Source organism: Sphingomonas sp. LaA6.9 (genome assembly GCF_022601895.1).
In the GTDB taxonomy this organism is placed as follows: domain Bacteria; phylum Pseudomonadota; class Alphaproteobacteria; order Sphingomonadales; family Sphingomonadaceae; genus Sphingobium_A.
In genome coordinates this window covers 85,164-102,934 of record NZ_JAKVIO010000001.1, presented here as the reverse complement: position 1 = coordinate 102,934, position 17,771 = coordinate 85,164, and the positions used below count along the sequence as shown (strand labels likewise).

11 protein-coding genes are annotated in these 17,771 nt (G+C 64.3%); 7 read left to right on the top strand and 4 right to left on the bottom strand.

The annotated features are described in order from the left end of the window. Window positions 1-81 precede the first annotated feature (81 nt). The 6 genes from MKI88_RS00500 to MKI88_RS00475 all read left to right on the top strand — a co-directional run bounded on the left by MKI88_RS00500 (window position 82) and on the right by MKI88_RS00475 (window position 10,173). Entirely contained in the window at window positions 82-1,479 is a 1,398-nt protein-coding gene (locus tag MKI88_RS00500) for a cytochrome c family protein (protein WP_241628642.1), read from the top strand. Further along, window positions 1,479-3,449 (top strand): heme-binding protein, encoded by a 1,971-nt coding sequence (locus MKI88_RS00495; protein ID WP_241628308.1) that lies wholly within the window; start codon window positions 1,479-1,481, stop codon window positions 3,447-3,449. Before MKI88_RS00500 ends, MKI88_RS00495 begins: the two co-directional genes overlap by 1 nt. Window positions 3,450-3,451: 2 nt before the next feature. Next, window positions 3,452-5,377, top strand: coding sequence for a hypothetical protein (locus MKI88_RS00490; protein WP_241628306.1), 1,926 nt, complete (start codon window positions 3,452-3,454; stop codon window positions 5,375-5,377). 80 nt (window positions 5,378-5,457) lie between these two features. Next, on the top strand, window positions 5,458-9,504 hold the full coding sequence (locus MKI88_RS00485; RefSeq protein ID WP_241628304.1) for a multiheme c-type cytochrome: 4,047 nt from the start codon (window positions 5,458-5,460) through the stop codon (window positions 9,502-9,504). Between the two features lie 77 nt (window positions 9,505-9,581). Further along, window positions 9,582-9,857, top strand: a complete 276-nt coding sequence (locus MKI88_RS00480) for a hypothetical protein (RefSeq protein WP_241628302.1) — start codon at window positions 9,582-9,584, stop codon at window positions 9,855-9,857. A gap of 190 nt (window positions 9,858-10,047) precedes the next feature. Continuing rightward, window positions 10,048-10,173 (top strand): entericidin EcnA/B family protein, encoded by a 126-nt coding sequence (locus MKI88_RS00475; RefSeq protein ID WP_241628300.1) that lies wholly within the window; start codon window positions 10,048-10,050, stop codon window positions 10,171-10,173. Between the two features lie 66 nt (window positions 10,174-10,239). On the opposite strand, the gene MKI88_RS00470 is transcribed toward MKI88_RS00475, so the two are convergent. The 4 genes from MKI88_RS00470 to MKI88_RS00455 form a co-directional block, all read right to left on the bottom strand. Continuing rightward, window positions 10,240-11,088: a phosphodiesterase gene (locus MKI88_RS00470; RefSeq protein ID WP_241628298.1), complete on the bottom strand. Its 849-nt coding sequence runs from the start codon at window positions 11,086-11,088 to the stop codon at window positions 10,240-10,242. 141 nt (window positions 11,089-11,229) lie between these two features. Beyond that, a complete protein-coding gene (locus MKI88_RS00465) occupies window positions 11,230-13,047 on the bottom strand; it encodes a cytochrome c3 family protein (RefSeq protein WP_241628296.1) in 1,818 nt (605 codons plus the stop codon). Window positions 13,048-13,054: 7 nt separating this feature from the next. Next, entirely contained in the window at window positions 13,055-13,930 is an 876-nt protein-coding gene (locus MKI88_RS00460) for a hypothetical protein (protein WP_241628294.1), read from the bottom strand. Window positions 13,931-14,057: 127 nt separating this feature from the next. Then, window positions 14,058-16,559: a cyclic nucleotide-binding domain-containing protein gene (locus tag MKI88_RS00455; protein ID WP_241628292.1), complete on the bottom strand. Its 2,502-nt coding sequence runs from the start codon at window positions 16,557-16,559 to the stop codon at window positions 14,058-14,060. A 151-nt stretch (window positions 16,560-16,710) separates the two neighbouring features. On the opposite strand from MKI88_RS00455, the gene MKI88_RS00450 reads away from it, so the two are divergent. Next, on the top strand, window positions 16,711-17,670 hold the full coding sequence (locus tag MKI88_RS00450) for a tetratricopeptide repeat protein (RefSeq protein ID WP_241628290.1): 960 nt from the start codon (window positions 16,711-16,713) through the stop codon (window positions 17,668-17,670). Window positions 17,671-17,771 lie beyond the last annotated feature (101 nt).

Here is a 17,771-nt window from a genome sequence, read left to right as displayed (position 1 = left end):
CATAAACTGTCAAAAATATCGGGTCGCACCGCAAGATAAGACATGCCGGCATCAGGGGCCGGAAACGGGGACATGTTGCGCATGGGTGCTGGGGGGACGTTCGCCCAACGGATTGCCGGTTTCGGACTGCTGATCGCGCTTGTCGCGATGGCGGCGATTGCGCTTGGCATCGGCCTTTCGCCCTCGACCCCGCGCGCCACCGCGCAAAGCCCGGCAAAGGGCGTCCATCTGGGTGTCGCCTCGTGCAGCGGATCGACCTGTCACGGCCGTCAGGAAGCCGATGGCAAGATCGTCCGGCAGGACGAACTGATGCGCTGGCAGGAACCCTCCACCCCCGGCGGCGCGCACAGCCGCGCCTTCAACATCCTCTCCAATGCGCGCAGCCAGCAGATCGCATCGCGGCTCGGAATCGGCGCTGCAACCTCGGCCCCCATGTGCCTTGGCTGCCATTCCGCTCCCGCCAGCCAGCGCGGCCCGCGCTTTCAGGCGGGTGACGGCGTCGGCTGCGAAAGTTGCCACGGTGGCGCGTCAGGCTGGATAGCCGCACATTATTCGGTGGGCGCAAGCCACAAGCGCAATGTCTCACTGGGCATGGTGCCGCTCGAAAATCCGCGCGCGCGTGCTTCGGTCTGCCTCGACTGTCATTTCGGCAGTGCCGACGAGGGGCAGTTCGTCAACCACCGCATCATGGCAGCGGGGCATCCGCGCATCTCGTTCGAGCTCGATCTCTTCTCGACACTGCAACAGCATCACGACGAGGATGCCGATTATGCTGCGCGCAAGGGACGCAGCAATAATGTCCGCTTCTGGGCGGTCGGTCAGGCGATGGCGCTCGACCGCGCGCTGAGCCTCTACGCCAATCCCGGCCTCGGCCAGGAAGGCGTGTTCCCCGAATTCTACTTCTTCGACTGCCACACCTGCCACCGCCGCATCTATGACGGAGAAAACGCGATCAAGACGGGGGTGCGCAATCCCGCGCGACCGATCCCCGAGGGCATGCCCGCGTTCAACGACGAGAACATGATCATGCTCTCGGCGGCCGCACGCGTCGCCGCTCCCGGAATCGCGCAGCGCTTCGACGCCGACAGTCGCGCCTTCCACGCAGCACTCGCGCAGAATCGCGGTGCGGCCGTCGCCGCAGCCGGCAAGCTGCGCACGAGCGCCAATGCACTCGCTGACGCCTTTTCGGGCACCGCATTCGGTCGCGCGCAGACCTTCCAGATCATCGAGACGATCGCGAGCGAAGCGATCAACCCGCGCTACACCGACTATGAAGGCAGCGTGCAGGCGGTGATGGCGGTCGATACGCTGCTCAACGCGCTGGTCAATTCGGGCGCAATCACGGGCAATGCGGCCAGCGCGATCCGCCCCGACATCAACGCAGCCTATGCCGCGGTAAAGGATCCCAACGCCTATAAGCCACTCGAATTCCGCCGTTCGCTGGGCAGCGCGGTCCGGACGATCAGGACTCTCAGGTAATGCGTAATCGTTTCCCGGCGCTGCTTGCAGGCGCGGCCATGATCCTGAGTTCCTGCGGCGGCGGAGGCGGCGGAAGCACCCCGACGCCATCGCCCACGCCGACCCCGACACCTACGCCGACGAGCCTCTACACCGCGCCCGCACAGGAAGCACTGACGGTTTCCGAGGTGCAGCAGATCATCGCACAGGCAGCGGCGGAAGCGCAGGCGCGCGGGCGCCCGGCGAGCATCGCGGTGGTCGATCGGGTCGGCAATGTGCTGGGCGTGTTCGTGATGAATGGGGCGAACCCCAATCTCGCGGTGCCCCGCCCCGCCGATGGCAGCAGCTTCGACCTGCAGGGCGTCAACGTGCCCGGCGCGGTCGCGGGCGCGATCGCCAAGGCAATCACCGGCGCATACCTCTCCTCGGGTGGCAACGCCTTCACCACGCGCACCGCGAGCCAGATCGTGCAGGAGCATTTCCCGCCCGCGCCGAGCACTGTGGGGCTGGAATCGGGGCCCCTGTTCGGTGTGCAGTTCAGCCAGCTCCCCTGCTCCGACCTTTCGGCGCGCTTCACGGCGGGCGGTGGTGCTGCAGCGCTGATCGGGCCCAAGCGCTCGCCGCTCGGCCTCTCCGCGGACGCGGGCGGCATTCCGCTCTACAAGAACGGCGTCGTCGTCGGCGGCATCGGCGTGATGGCCGACGGCGTCTACAGCTTCGACCCCAATATCCTCGACACCGATAATGATGACGAGGAATTCATCGCGGTCGCGGGCACGACCAGCTTCGCAGCGCCCGACACCATCCGCGCCAATCGCATCACCGTCGACGGCACGTCGCTGCGCTATGCCGACGCCACCCCCGCGGGGCTGAGAAGCAATCCCGCCACCGCCCCCGGCTTTGCGGCGATCAACGGCAGTGCGGGCGTACTCACGAGCGTCAACGGCTATTATGATGCGGCCGGCGGCGTGCGGGCTGGTACGGCATACGGCACCGAGGCGTCGGGCATCCGCCGCGCCACCGCCGCCGAATTCAGCAACAGCGACGCCTTCATCCTCACCAACGGCGCGGGCACAAACCGCTATCCGATCCGTGCCGGAACCGATGCCGGCACGGTTTCCGCGCCGCTCAGCGCCGCCGAAGCGCGCGCGATCCTCGAGGAAGCCTTTGCTGTCATGTCGCGGGCGCGCGCGCAGATCCGCCAGCCGCTCGACAGCCGCGCGCAGGTCACGATCTCGCTGGTGGATACGCATGGGGCGGTGCTCGGCATCGTGCGTTCGCCCGATGCGCCGATCTTCGGCACCGATGTCTCGCTGCAAAAGGCGCGGACCGCGATGTTCTTCTCGAACGCGCAGGCGGGCGCGCAGCTTCTCGGCAATCCGAACGCCGATGTGCAGGGCTTTGTGGCGAAGTCGAACGCCTTTTTCGGCGGCAGCGGCGCGCTGACGGGCGGCGTTGCATTTGCCGACCGTGCGATCGGCAACGTCTCGCGCCCCTATTTTCCCGATGGAGAGGTTGGCCGCCCCAACGGCCCCTTCTCGCGCCCGATCGCGAGCTTCAACCCGTTCTCGACCGGGCTTCAGTCCGCGCTGATCAAGGACAATATCCTCCAGCATGTCGGCTTCATCCTCGGCGCGGGGGCCGATACGCCGCAGCGCTGCACCGCGACTCCCGATGTCGTTGCGGGGCAGAACCGGCTGCAGAACGGCATCCAGATCTTCCCGGGTTCGGTGCCGATCTATCGCGGCAGCCAGCTCGTCGGCGGAATCGGCGTCTCGGGCGACGGCATCGATCAGGATGACATGATCAGCTTTCTCGGCCTCCACAATGCAGGCGTTCGGGTCGGCGGTGTCGGCAATGCGGCGCCCGCGATCCGCTCGGACCAGATCACCATTGCAGTGGGCAGCCAGCAGGTACGCCTGCGCTACATCAGCTGCCCCTTCGCGCCTTTCCTCGACTCCACCCAGCAGAATGTCTGCCAGGGCCTTTAGAGATGCCGGTCGCCGCCTCCTTCATTCCGCTGCTGGCCACCATGTCGGGCAATGCCGCTGTCATGGAGGCCGAGGGTCTGGGCGCAGACCTGATCGAGGTGCAACTGGCCTCAAATTTCGCGGGCGAGCAGGAAACGCGGGTCGCGCCGGGCCAGGAAACGCCTGCCGTCACCACGCCCGCCGCCGAACCCGAAATCGAAGCTGACGATGCGCTGATCGAGGGCCGCAAGCGCCCGGGCCAGCAGCGCCAGCTTCCTGACAAGGTAAGCCAGGAAAATCCCGGCGCGGTCCGCCCGCCGCCGCCCGAGGCCTTCCCCGCCGACAGTTTCCCCGTGCCCGATCGCTGGCGGCTGATCGAGAGCCTTGGCCTCGTCAAGGAACGCTGGTTTGATCCCTATCACCAGAACACGCTGAAGGGCGATCGCCCGATCGACCGGAGCAAGGTCAAATGGCTTCCGATCAGGGAGGACGACTGGTTCTTCGCATTGAACGCTGTGTCGGACACCGTGGTCGAACCGCGCAGCTTTCCGATCCCCGTCGGCGTGCAGACCACCGACCGTCCGGGCAGCAACGACGTATTCGGACGCACCAACAGCCTTGTTCTGGCGCAGACCTTCATCGTCGGCGCTGCGCTCATCAAGGGCTCGACCGCATACAAGCCGCCCGATGTCGAATACCGGCTGACGCTCGCCTGGCAGGTCAATCATGTCGACGTTCCCGAACGCCGCGTGCTCTTCGTCGAGCCATCAAAGCCGACGCACCGCACCGACGACTTTCTCGGCGTGCAGGAAGCGTTCCTCGACTATCACCTTGCGAACACCTCGGACCGCTATGATTTTCGCTCGATCCGCGTGGGGATCCAGCCGTTCAACATGGATTTCCGCGGCTTCCTGTTCCAGGATAACCAGCTGGGCATCCGCCTGTTCGGCAACCGCGACAACAACCGCTTCCAGTTCAATCTGGGCGCGATTTGGCGGCTGGAGAAGGACACCAATTCGGGCCTCAACGACGTCACGCAAAGCCCGCGCGACGACTGGACGCTGTTCGCCAACGTCTTCCGACAGGATTTCCCATTCCCCGGCTTTACCAGCCAGCTTTCGGCGACGCTCAACATCAACCGCGAAGCCGATGACATCGAGATCGACGACAACGGCTTTCCCGTCCGCCCCGCGCTGCTCGGGAACTTGCGCGGACGCGATTACGACATCGGCTATATCGGCCTTTCGGGCGATGGCCGTATCGGTCGGATCAACCTGACGCATTCGCTCTATGCCGCGCTCGGCGAGGACCGGAACAGCATCTTCACCGACAGGAAGGCCGAGGTTCGCGCGTTTTTCGCGGCGGCGGAGGCGAGCTATGACGTCAACTGGGCGCGCTTCCGGCTTTCGGGCCTGTTCGCAAGCGGCGACGGCGATCCCTATGACAACACGGAGCGCGGTTTCGACGCGATCTTCGAGAATCCGATCTTCGCGGGCGCCGACACCAGCTACTGGATCCGCCAGACCATCCCCTTTGCAGGCGGTGGCCGCGTGATCGGCATTCAGGGGCGCAACGGCATCCTCAATTCGCTGCGCTCATCCAAGGAACAGGGTCAGTCCAACTTCAACAATCCGGGCACGATGCTGTTGGGTGCGGGCGCGGACTTCGATCTGACCCCCGAGTTCCGCCTGTCGGGCAACGTCAACCATCTGTGGTTCCACAAGACCGAGATACTGCAGGCGCTGCGCAACGAGGGCTCTATCCCCAACGATATCGGCTGGGATCTGTCCACAGCCGCGATCTGGCGCCCCAAGGCGACGCAGAACATCGTGTTTCGATTGTCGGGCGCGGTGCTGGATCCCGGCAAGGGGTTTCGTGACCTCTTCACCAATGCGCGGCGTGACGACCGCTATTATTCCGTCCTCATGAACGCGATCGTGACCTTCTGATGCAAGCGGATCATCCATCGATCCCCGTTCGGGCTGAGCCTGTCGAAGCCCTTTCCTTCTTGTCGGAGAAGGGGAAAAGAATGGGCTTCGACAAGCTCAGCCCGAACGGACTGGGTATTATCTGGAGGCTGGTGGCTACCCTCCTGCTTCTCCTCACCCCCTCAACTGTCTCGCTTGCGTCGGAGAAGGAAAAGCCGGTCAAGCGCGTCTATGCCTTCACTGCGCCCGCGCCGCAGACGCAGGAGCCCGAAGAGGCCGCGCGCAAATCCGAAGGTTGCCTGTCCTGCCACACCGCGTCGGACGCGCCGACGATGCACACCTCGCCGGCGGTCCAGCTGGGTTGCACCGACTGCCATGGTGGCGATCCCATGGTGCGCGGCAATTCGGAACTGCCGCATAACGCGCCCGCCTACGTCGCCGCTCGCGACAAGGCGCACGTGCTGCCGCGCTTCCCAGCGAGCTGGCACTGGCCGAGTTCCGCCAATCCCAAGACGAGCTATACGCTGCTCAACCGCGAGAGCCCCGAGTTCATCCGCTTCGTGAACCCTTCCGACTATCGCGTCGCGCGCGAAAGCTGCGGCGCGTGCCATATGGAGGTGATCGAGGCATCCGAACGCTCGCTGATGGCCTCGGGCGCGATGCTCTGGGGCGGCGCGGCCTATAACAATGGCATCATCCCCTACAAGAACTACGCCTTTGGCGAGGCTTACACCCGCGACGGCCAGCCCGCTAAGATCGTCTCGCCGGGGGAACCGCACGGCACCGTCACCCCCGAGCAGAAGAAGCGCGGCGCGCTCGCCGAGCTCTACCCCCTGCCGACCTGGCACGTGATCCCGCCGGGCGACATCTTCCGCGTGTTCGAGCGCGGCGGGCGCAATATCGGCACGCAATTCCCCGAAATCGGGCTTCCCAATACCGGCGGCACCATCCAGCGTCTCGAAGAGCCCGGACGACCCGACCTCAAACAGTCCAATCGCGGCCCCGCCACGGGCCTGCGCGTCGCGATCCCCGTGCTCAACATCCACAAGACGCGGCTCAACGACCCCTTCACCTGGTTCATGGGAACCAACGACCAGCCCGGCGACTATCGCCATTCGGGCTGCGCATCCTGCCACGTCATCTACGCCAATGACCGGGAGCCGCGGCACAGCCTGATCTACGCGCAGTATGGCCGCGACGGGCAGAGCGTCACGGTCGACCCTACGATCAAGGACAAGCTCGAACCCGAGCATGATGACGAGCACGGATCGGGCCATGGCGCGGTCAAACAGCCCGGCGATGCGCACAAGGAAGCGGTGAAGGAAAAGGGCCATCCGCTGCGCCACGTCTTCACGCGCCAGATCCCCACCGCGCAGTGCATGAACTGCCACATGCACCAGCCCAACATCTTCCTGAACAGCTATCTCGGCTACACCATGTGGGACTATGAGTCCGACGCGCCGCTGATGTGGCCCGAGAAGCAGAAATATCCGACGGCAGCCCAAGTCCACAAGGTGCTCGACCGCAATCCGGAAGGCGCCGCGCCCAAGGGCAAATGGGCCGATCTCGAATTCCTGCGCCGCGTCTATGACGACGTAAACCCCAAGGCGAAGGACACGCAGTTCGCGGACTATCACGGCCATGGCTGGAATTTCCGCGCGATCTACAAGCGTGACCGCGAGGGCAACCTGCTCGATGCAGAGGGCAAGATCGTCTCTCCGCAAGACCCCGAGAAGTTCAGAAAGAAGGACGCCGCCGAATTCGTCCAGCCCGGCGAACAGAAGGGCAAGGCGGTCCATATGATGGACATCCACGCCGAAAAGGGCATGCAGTGCGCCGATTGCCATTTCGGGCAGGACAGCCATGGCAATGGCCTGATCTATGGCGAGGTCGCCAATGCGGTCGAGATCGGCTGCAAGGATTGCCACGGCACCGCCGATGCCTATCCCACGCTGCTGACCTCGGGGCCGGCCGCGCGGCCGCAGGGCAACAACCTCGCGCTGCTGCGCAACGCCGACGGCCAGCGCCGCTTCGAATGGTATTATGACGCGAGCGGCAACCGCGTGCTCATCCAGCGCTCGATCGTCGATCCCAGGCTCGAATGGCGGGTGTCGCTGGTCAAGGACAGCGTCGACCGCAATAACCCGCATTTCAATGCCAAGGCCGCGCGCGCCAAATTGATGAGTCGGACGGGCACCGAGACGGGCGAGTACGGCTTCGGCCCCGGCGTGCCCAAATCCGAACGCGCGCATACCGACGACAATATGGCGTGCTTCACCTGCCACCTGAGCTGGACGACGTCGTGCGGCGGCTGCCATTTGCCGATCGAGGCCAACTGGAAGACCAAGAGCCACAAGTACGACGGCATCGAGAGCCGCAACTTCGCGACCTATAACCCGCAGGTCGCGCGCGACGAGATGTTTCAGCTCGGCCGTCACCAGACGACCAAGGGCAATATCGTCGCGCCCGTCCGCTCGACATCAGCGCTGATCCTCTCGTCGACCAACATCAACCGCGAACGCATCTATGTGCAGCAGCCACCGATCTCCTCGATCGGCTTCTCGTCACAGGCCTTTGCACCGCACTTCCCGCACACGGTGCGCAAGACCGAGACCAAGACCTGCACCGACTGTCACCTGAGCGCGGCCAACGACAACAACGCGATCATGTCGCAGCTCATGCTGCTCGGCACCAATTTCGTGAACTTCGTCGGGTTGCACGCGTGGACGGGGCTTCAGGACGGCTTCGAGGCGGTCCGCGTGACCGAATGGGATGAACCGCAGGCGGTGATCGGCTCCTATCTCCAGCGCTATGCCTATCCCGACTACTGGAAGCTCCACGTCGACCGGAACAAGCGCGAACTGATCGACTGGACGCGCGGTAAGACCTTCGACAAGCGCGGTTCGGGCGAGACGCACGCGCTCGAGGAATTCCGCAATATCACGCAGGGCACGGCGGGCACGGTCGGCTGTTTGCAGCTTCGCGGAGAATATATGTTCGTGGCGGAGGGCAAGGGCGGTTTCCGCGTCTATGACGTCGCCTCGATCGGCAACAAAGGCTTCTCCGAACGCATCGTGACCGCGCCCTTCTCGCCGCTCGGGCAGGACATGCAGGTGAAGTCGAGCAACGCCACCTGCATGGCGATCGCGACCAACCAGCCGATCGCGCCGCTGCGCAACACCCCCGAAATGCGCGCGATGAACGAGGAACAGCCCTTCCACCCGATCTACAACTACGCCGTCGTCACCGACAGCGTGGAGGGCCTGATCCTCGTCGACATCAACACGCTCGCCGATGGCGAATTCCGCAACAACTCGCTGAAGCGCGCTGCGACGTGGAACGCGAACAATGTGCTGGCGGGCGCGCGGCACATCACGCTCGCAGGGCATTATGCCTATATCGCCGCAAGCGCGGGCCTCGTGGTCGTCGACCTCAACGATCCGCTGAAGCCGCGATACGTGACGACCATGCCGCTCACCGATGCACGCGCCTCGGCGATCCAGTTCCGCTATCTCTGGGTGACCGATGCCGAGGGCGTAAAACTGTTCGACGTGACGCGGCTCGACAGTCCCGTTGCCGTGCCCTCGGGCACCATCGCGCTCGCCGATGCCCGTCGCCTCTATCTCGCGCGCACCTATGCCTATGTCGCGGCGAAGCAGGACGGGCTCGTGATCGTCAACATCACCAATCCCGAGGCCCCGAAAATCTACGCCAAGGCGAATTTCGGCGGGCAGATGAACGATGCCGAGGATGTGATCGTCGGCAGCACCAACGCAAGCCTGTTCGCCTATGTCGCCGACGGGCGGAACGGCCTGAAAGTCATCCAGCTCACCTCGCCCGACAGCCAGCCCAATTTCTACGGTTTCTCCCCCGCGCCCGTGCCCGAGCTGATCGCATGGGCGCGCACGCCCTCCCCTGCGCTTTCGCTCTCCAAGGGGCTCGATCGCGACCGCGGCGTCGACGAGACGGGCGGCCAGATCGCGGTCTTCGGCCGGCTCGGCAGCCGCCCCTTCACGCGGGCAGAGATGGAAAAGCTGTTCCTCAACCGCCGCGGCATCCCCTACAAGGTGCGCGACGAGGTCACGATGGAAGACTGGATTCCCGCGCTGATCGCGGCGCGGGACAGGGAATCACCGCCGGCCCCCTGAGCATCCGCGGCTGTAGTTGGTCGAAAAACGCTTGCCTGCGCTCGCCGTCGGCGCAGAGTGCCAACGGACATCGCATCGTGGGGATGGTGATGAGACGTGGCTGTCATCTGGTCGTTATGATCGCACTGGCTGGCCTTTTGCCGTCGGCAGGGGTTGCCGAAACCGAGACCAAATCCAAGGACGATCCTGGCGAGTTGATCTGCCGTTCCGAGCCCGTCCTCGGCAGCCGCCTTGTCAAGAAAAAATATTGCCTCACGCGCTCGCAATGGGACGAGCGGCGCGCCTCGGATCGGCAGATCATCGAAAGGTCTCAAATGACCCCCTGCCTGCCCACCCGCAGCTCGAATTGCTAATAGCGCGGACGCTCTGTATTTTTCTTTTTAATACAGATTATTATGCAGATTCGTTCCGATCCGGTCGACGCCACATGACGCCCTGCACCTTGCGGCCGGCGTCATGATCATCGCGAAAGTCTGATCGGGCCCACGGAAACATGTCATCCGACCTTCGTTGACTCCCTGCAACGACATGAAGGAGGTCCCAATGAAGAAGCTTACCTTGGCGCTCGCCCTGCTGGGCGCCCTTACGATCGCCGCGTGCAACACCGTTTCGGGCGCGGGCGACGATCTGCAGTCCGCGAGCAACGCGGTCGAAAATGAAATGGATTAATCGCTGTACGGCAGGGCGGCGCATAGCGGTCCTGCCGGCCTACCGCCCGCCGACCTGCGCTCCTTTTCAGTTGGGGCGTTCAGCCATCAGCGCGCGCACAAGCGGCTGCATCGAGGCATCGTATTTTGCGAGCATCACATGTTCGTCGGCGGTGTCGAAATGGCTCACCAGTTCGCGCCCGTTCCAGCGATGGAGCGCATAGGCCGGCGGATCGGCGACGATCATCGGGCGATTGTCGGGCTTGTCGGGGTCGATCGGCGCGAGGTCGAGCGCGACCTGCGGCGCGGTCGACGGACAGATCATCACGGTCGTGCCATTCCACGCCGCAACAATCGGGCGGTGAAGATGACCGCAAATCAGTCCCTTGACCTGCGGCTTGCCCGCAATGGTCTCCGCGAAACGCGTCACCCAGGCTTCCTCGGGATGCGTATTCATCCATTCGATGCCGACCTCGACGGGCGGATGATGCATCACGATAACCGTGGACTTCTCGGTCTTTTCGGTCAGCCGCGCTGCCAGCCAGGCCGCGCGCGTCTCGCAGAAACTACCGCCGTGGCGTCCCTCCTCCAGCGTGTCGAGGATCAGGAAGCGTAGCGGCCCGGTGTCGACCTCATATTGCACGAAGCCGTCAACCACGGGGATCTCGGGGAACTGCGCGATGAAGTTCGCGCGCATGTCATGATTGCCGAGGCACGGCCACACCGGAAAGGGGCACGCACTGAGTGCATTGCGCAGCCTGCGATAGCTTTCCGCATCGCCACGGTCGACGAGATCACCCGTCGCGAGCAGCAGATCGGGGCGATTGTGCGGTTCGCACAGATGACGCAACACCACGTCCAGCCGCTTGCGATTGAACTCGGCCGGATTGTCGGGATCGAACCCCAGATGGATGTCGGTGATCTGCCCGATCAGCATAGGCCTCCCCTCACCCTGCCGTCACTAGAGCACTTCCCGAAAAAGTGGGACCTGGTTTTTTCGGTCAGGAAGTGCTCCAGATATTTGAATCGAGAGCCTTTCCTGTCCGGCAAGGCGATTCCGCATTGCCGGGAAAGGCTCTTAGCGCGCGCCCGTTGATTTCGCGGCATTGGTGCCACCCTTGTTATCCGCGACTCGCTGCCGCGTCGACCATGGTGCGCCGTCGTCCATATGGTAGCTGTGACACAGCGCACAGCCCGATGGCACCGGCTTGGCGACGGTCTTGAGCGATGCGCCGCCCTCGCCCACATGGCAGGTCCGGCATGACGCGAGATCGGGGATCAGCAGGTCGGTCGCCGCTTTCGATGTCGGCGCGGCGTGGCAGCTTTCGCAGTCCTCGGTCTTGTGCGCGTCATGATCGAACCAGCCCTTACGGAAATAGCGCGCATTCTGACTGACCGGCTGGACGCGCCATGTGCCGCCCGCCCCCGGCGGGTCTATGCGATGGCAGTCGAAGCACGCGCCACCCGGCGAGAAGATCGCACGGATTGCGGACTCCGCTTGACCCGGCCGCGAACCGACCGCACCGAAATAAGCGTTGTACACCTGCCCCTCGGCGTAGAGCCCCGGGCGCCGGCGCGCCATGCCGCCGAGATTGGCGGGACGCACTGGCCCGGTGCCGCGATAGAATGCGCGGATATCGGCCATCACCTGTGCCGGGTCGCCGTGCCGAAGCGTACGGACTGTGCCGCCGATCTCGTCAAAGGCAAGGCTGTGACACGAGGCGCAGTCCTGCTCCATGTCAACGGGCTGGAACCGCGTGCCGCTGCTGTCTGCACGGTGGCAATCCTTGCACGCCAATGCGTTGCCATAGCCTTTATCGCCCGACAGCGTCTGCGCCATCCGCGCCACGCCGCCCGTTTTCGACAAATGCAGTTCGTGCGGGAATTTCAGGCCGTTATCCTCGGTCGGCTTCCTGTCGAACGAGATGCGCTGCGTGGCCGGATGCGCCCCGCCCGGCCGCACGATCACCGCTGGGCGGAACTCGGGGTGCGCGGTCCCGAAATCGCCCGCGTCGAGCAGCCTGGTGTCGGTCAGCCGCGTCTTCAGGTCGGCATGGCAATCGGAACAGAATTGCTGCGCGGTCGGCTGCATCCTGCCCGCGCCCTCATGCTCGGTATGGCATTCGACGCAGCGGCCCTGCGGCAGATTGAACGCGCCCGCGAACATCATCTGGACGCGCCCGCCCAGCCCCGGCGGCGCCTTGGCCTCCGCAAGCCGCCTGGGATCGGCATGGTCGTGCACCTGCGTATGGCAGGATGTGCATGATGTATCGCGCACCGCCTCGAACGGCTTTACGTGACACGCCTGACAATTGTTCTCGAGGCTCTTGTGCGCGAGCGACAGGCTGCCACTCGACCAGCTCTGGTCGGCATGGAAGCCAACGGGGCGTGTCTTCACTTCGCTATAGGTCGCCCAGCTCCAGATCGGAAAGGCGAGGAAGCAGAGCAGGATGAGCGCGACGAAGCCCCAGGCGCTGATCCGCTTGCCCGGCAGCAGTCCGCGCAGCGAAAAAACCCTGGCCTCGTCCTTATATTCAGACGCGTCGGACAGCGCCTCGACGCGCTCCACGGCAATGGTGACGTTGGCGCTTTCATGGCCGACGGTCAGCCGGTGCCCGCCAAAGCGCAGCTCGGCGCCCTTGGCGCTGTCGATCTCGACCTCTTTGACCGGTCGGCCATCGACATCGAAGTCGAGCCCGCAGGCTGACTTGACGACTATGCGTCTCTGGTCCAGCCGCTCGACCCCGGCATGGCGCGGCGCAACCGCGAGGTCCTGCAGATGGATATCGTTCTCGGCCAGCCGCCCGATGCTGAGCATCGTGCGGTCGATCTCCTGCGGCCGGATGATCTCCCGGCCGTCGGCGGTGCGCGAAATCTGCCTGACGAGAAAACTCATGCGCGCGTCACCAGTAGAAGAATACGGAGATGATGTGCGCTGAGAGCGCCGCGATCAGCGCGAAGGTCATCGGCACATGGACGTAGAGCCACACCTCCAGCAGCGCCTTGAGCCGCAAATGCCGGCGCACACGCGCGAGGATGGCCTCCTTGCGAACGAGCAGCGCATCGACCTTCTCGAGCGGGTCCTCGCCCATATTGGGCTTGTAGGCGGTCTCGCGTCGGATCGCGGCCTGCGCTGCGCGCGTGGCGCAATCCGAATAACGGCCGGAAAGCCGCTCGATCAGCCCGCAGCCGAACGGATCCTGCTCAAGCGAGGATTGCACCAGCGCCGCGAGATTCTGATCGAGCGGCTGCGCCGCGTCGTGCAGCTGCCGGTCGATCGAACGCAGTGAATCGATCATCTGCGGCTGCGTCATCTCCTCGCGATTGTTGCTGAGCGCCGTCGGGATGTTGGCATAGGCGATGATCCCGAAGATGCCCGAGAGGATCACGATCATCATCAGTGTATAGGCGAGCGTATGAACGTTCCAGCCGAACTGGAAGCCCGTGTGGAGCGTCGCGATGACGATCAGGCTCAATCCAAGATAGACATGCGCCGAGGTCCACGCCTTCAGGGACCAGCGACCGCGCGTCATCGCACGCTTGCGCACGCCCAGCAGCGTCAGCCAGAGGATTTGCAGCGCGCCGATCGTGCCGAGCACATAACCATACCAGCTTCCGCCATTATGGCGCGGGGTCACATCGATCAGGAAATAGCCGACAATCACGATCAGCGAGAGCGCGCCCGAGATTTTGAGCCATTTGAAATGCCGGTGGCGCAGGAAGCCGTCGTGCAGCACCTCGCCCTTGACGCGGCCCGGAGTTGCGGCGCGGGTGGCCATTAGAGGTGAACTCCTGCCCGAACCCGTTCGGGCTGAGCCTGTCGAAGCCCTTCCCTTGCCTTCGTGCAAAAGAAGAAGAGCCCTTCGACAAGCTCAGGGCAAACGGGCTTTGGAGTGACATTCTTCATTATGTCTCCTCCCGCTCGAGCCGTGCGACGGTCAGGAAGTCCTCCGGCGCGACGCGAATTGCCGCGCCCGTGGGGCAGGCGCGCACACAGGCCGGACCGCCCTCGATCCCGGCGCACATGTCGCATTTGATCGCCTTTTTGGGCTTTTCGACGCCAGGCTCGGAATGCGCGTAGGACCATTTCTTGCTCGGTTCGCCAGGCCCCGGCCCCAGGCCCAGGAACAGCCATGACAGCAGCGAGGGTCTCTTCGGCGGCACACTGTCCATGCGGATCACGCCGTACGGACAATTCCGCTGGCAGTTGCCGCAACCGATACAGGTCTCGTCGATAAACACCTCGCCATCGGGGCCGCGGTGGATCGCGTTGGGCGGACAGTCGGCCATGCAATGCGGGTGCTCACAGTGCCGGCACGATGTCGGCACGTGAAGATGCGCATATGTACGTCCCGCCTCACGATCGAGCCGCGACAGGCCTTCATGGCTGTCAGCGCACGCCTTTTCGCAATTGTCGCAGCCGACGCACAGATTCTCGTCGATCAGCAGCACGTCGGTCGCCTCGCCGATGCCCTGATCGACAAGGAAATTGGCGACGTTGGAATACATGTCGACGACGCCCGAGAAGCTGTCCTTCTTCGCCTCGATAAAGGCGTTGACGTCCTGCCGGCTCGCCATCAGTTGTTGCGTGCTCTGCTTCAGCCGCGGATTGGCGTCGAGCAATCTGGCGAACGCGGCCCCCTGCAGCCTGATCACCTCGGACTTGATCGCGGCGCGCACCGTCGCCGTACGCCGGCCGCCCGCAATCAGCGCCATTTCGCCCACATAGGAGCCCGCGGGCAGATAGGAGAGGAAGACGGGCTTTCCGCCCACTGTCTTTTCCACCACCATCGAGCCCGAGCGGATGACATAGATGTCGTTCCCCTCCTCGCCCTCGGTGATGATCGGCTGGCCCGCCTTCACCGTCAGGATTTCGGCACCGTCGAGCACATCCTGAAGATCGTCCGATTTCAGGCCCGATCCGAGCATCTGGAGCAATTGCCGCTCGGTCGAGATGCGCGTGATCGCCGCCTTGGCCGCGGGCACCTGGCTCTGGAGCTTGAGCGCGGCCGAACGCGAGATTTCGACGAGGATCGCGTCCTCGCCCGCGCGGATCGTCGCGCCGCGCCTGCGCCCCGAGATCAGCCCCACCTCGCCGAAGATCGATCCCGTGCCGATTGGAACGGTGATCGACGGGTCATCCTTGTCGACCTGCACGAGCACCGATCCGCTCGCGATCGCGAACAGCGATGAACCAGTCTCCAGCCGCTCGAAGATGGTTTCTCCGGCGCGGCAAAAGCGCACGTCGGAATCGAGCATGAACTCGCGCATCTGCAGTGGCGAGACGCCGTTCAATATGCCGACATTCGAGCGCAGGAATTCGAGCCATTCGTTGACGCTCTTCTTGCCCGGCAACGCAGCGAACTTCGCCTCGAGGATCGGCTCGTCCGCGGGCTTCAGCGCGGTATTGCCGTTGATGAACTCGACGACGTCATAGCCCTGATTCATGCAGTGCTTGATGAGCGGATAGCCCGCCAGCGCGCCGATCACGAAGATTCCGGGGACCGTCGACTCAAAGGTCGGCGACAGCTTGGGATAGGAGACACGATCAGCGCTGGAAAACTGGATGCCGGTCCCCGCCGCGATCGCTTTCTTGCCATCCCGCTCTTCGAACTGCGCGCAACATGCCTCGACGAAACCGCGCGGCGGCGCCGAGCCCATGCGAGCGATCACGCGGTCGCAACGCATCTTCTGCTCGCCGTCGCGCGTATCGAAGGTGATCTGTCCCTTGTCGATCGCCGCCGTCGTCGTTTCGCGCTGGATCGTGATTCGTCCCGCGGCTTCGGCGGCTAGCAGCGCCTTGACGTTCGCGTCCTTGGCGGTGGCGAATTCCGCGGAGCGATTGACGATGGTCACGGTGTTGCGCTGCTCGGGATCGGCGGCGAGGCCGAGCGCATTCTCGATTCCCGCATCGCCCGCGCCGATCACGACGATATGCTCGTCGATATATTCGCCCGGATCGTCGAGCTGGTACTGGACGACCGCGCCCTCGCCCACGGGACAGCGGACGAGATTGGGATTGCCCTGTGTTCCGATCGCGAGGATCACCGTTTCGGCATTGATCGCTTCGCCTTTGGTCGTCGTCAGTACGAACGCACCCGCCGCACCGGTGATCGCCTTGATCTCGGCATGGAGCTTCACGTTGATCTTGTGGCGGGCGGCCTGCTCGTCCCAGGTGCCGAGCACCTTCTCGCGCTTGCCCGCCTCGAAATCCATGTCCGAGCGCAGCACAAGCTGGCTCGGCGTCGCCATGACGTGCTTGCCCTTCTGGTATTTGTAGATTGTGTCGGAGAGATGATCGGTCTTTTCGAGCAGTACATGACTCAGCCCAAGCTCCGCAGCACGCGCTGCAGCGCTCAGCCCGGCCGGCCCGGAACCAATGATCGCGATGCGAAAAATGTCGCCCACGCGCTTGCCCCATCCCCCTTCAAGCGGACACGCGCCGCGTATTTTCGTTTGCGTATCCAACAGGCGCGAACCCGATCGGCACTCTATCATCCTGAGCCGGGTGCGCTAGAGTCCTGCGTCACAGTTTTTGACGAAAATCGGGGGTATATTCATGGCCGCGGCGGGCAGTTCCAAAGACGATGGTGCAAATATCGGCCGTATCTCTCTGATTCTGGCGGCGATCATTGCAGTTGTCGCCATAGGATTCGCGATCGCCCGCTCGACGGGGCTGCTCGATTCGGCGCCGGAGACGCCTGCGGCCACGACGCAGCAGACGACCGCCGAGCAAGCTATCGCCCAGCTCGAAGCGCGACTGAAGGAAAAGCCCGACGATGTCGAAGGCTGGCAGATGCTCGGCTGGTCCTTCTTCGAAACCGGACGCTATGCCGAAGCGGCGACCGCCTATCGCAAGGCGATCGCATTGAGCCCCAATAATGGCGAACTCTGGTCGGCGCTCGGCGAAGCGCTGGTGATGGCGGGGTCCGACAAGCAAATGCCCGCCGATGCGGTGAAGGCCTTTGAGACCGCGATCGCGAAGAGCGCGCAGGATCCGCGCGCGCGCTATTTCCTCGCGGTGAACAAGGATCTGAAGGGCGATCACAAGGGCGCGATCGATGATTGGTTCGCGCTGCTGAAGGACACCCCCGCCGGCGCGCCATGGGAAGCCGACCTCCGCCGCACGATCGAACAGGTCGCCGAGCGCGAGAAGATCGACGTCAGGGCCCGGCTTGCCGCGATCACGCCAGCGCCCGCGCCGGCCGGGACGCCGGAGGTGGCCACCGACGCCATCCCCGGTCCCAGCCGCGAACAGATGGCGGCGGCCACGAAGCTTCCGCCCGGCCAGCAGGAGGCGATGGTGCGCGGCATGGTCGACGGCCTCGCCGCGCGGCTGGCGCAGAACCCGCGCGATGTCGATGGCTGGATCCGCCTGATGCGCAGCCGCATGGTGCTGGGTGAAGGCGTGCAGGCCAAGGCCGCGCTCGACACTGCGCTCAAGACCTTCGGTAACGCCCCCGCCGAACGTGACCGGCTGCTCGCCGCGGCAAAGGAGCTGGGGGTTCCGGGCGCCTGAGTCCCGCCCCTCCGAATCCCGGCAAGGGAAAAACCCCAGCTATGCAACGCCCAAGCCATTAGCCATTGCTTTTGGCCCTCGCGTCACGCAAGGAAATTCCC

Excerpts from the sequence above, each read along its gene's own strand:
- MKI88_RS00485 (WP_241628304.1), top strand. The coding sequence starts at position 5,458 with ATGGGCTTCGACAAGCTCAGCCCGAACGGACTGGGTATTATCTGGAGG.
- MKI88_RS00470 (WP_241628298.1), bottom strand. The coding sequence starts at position 11,088 with ATGCTGATCGGGCAGATCACCGACATCCATCTGGGGTTCGATCCCGAC.
- MKI88_RS00490 (WP_241628306.1), top strand. The coding sequence starts at position 3,452 with ATGCCGGTCGCCGCCTCCTTCATTCCGCTGCTGGCCACCATGTCGGGC.
- MKI88_RS00465 (WP_241628296.1), bottom strand. The coding sequence starts at position 13,047 with ATGAGTTTTCTCGTCAGGCAGATTTCGCGCACCGCCGACGGCCGGGAG.
- MKI88_RS00460 (WP_241628294.1), bottom strand. The coding sequence starts at position 13,930 with ATGGCCACCCGCGCCGCAACTCCGGGCCGCGTCAAGGGCGAGGTGCTG.
- MKI88_RS00475 (WP_241628300.1), top strand. The coding sequence starts at position 10,048 with ATGAAGAAGCTTACCTTGGCGCTCGCCCTGCTGGGCGCCCTTACGATC.
- MKI88_RS00450 (WP_241628290.1), top strand. The coding sequence starts at position 16,711 with ATGGCCGCGGCGGGCAGTTCCAAAGACGATGGTGCAAATATCGGCCGT.
- MKI88_RS00495 (WP_241628308.1), top strand. The coding sequence starts at position 1,479 with ATGCGTAATCGTTTCCCGGCGCTGCTTGCAGGCGCGGCCATGATCCTG.
- MKI88_RS00500 (WP_241628642.1), top strand. The coding sequence starts at position 82 with ATGGGTGCTGGGGGGACGTTCGCCCAACGGATTGCCGGTTTCGGACTG.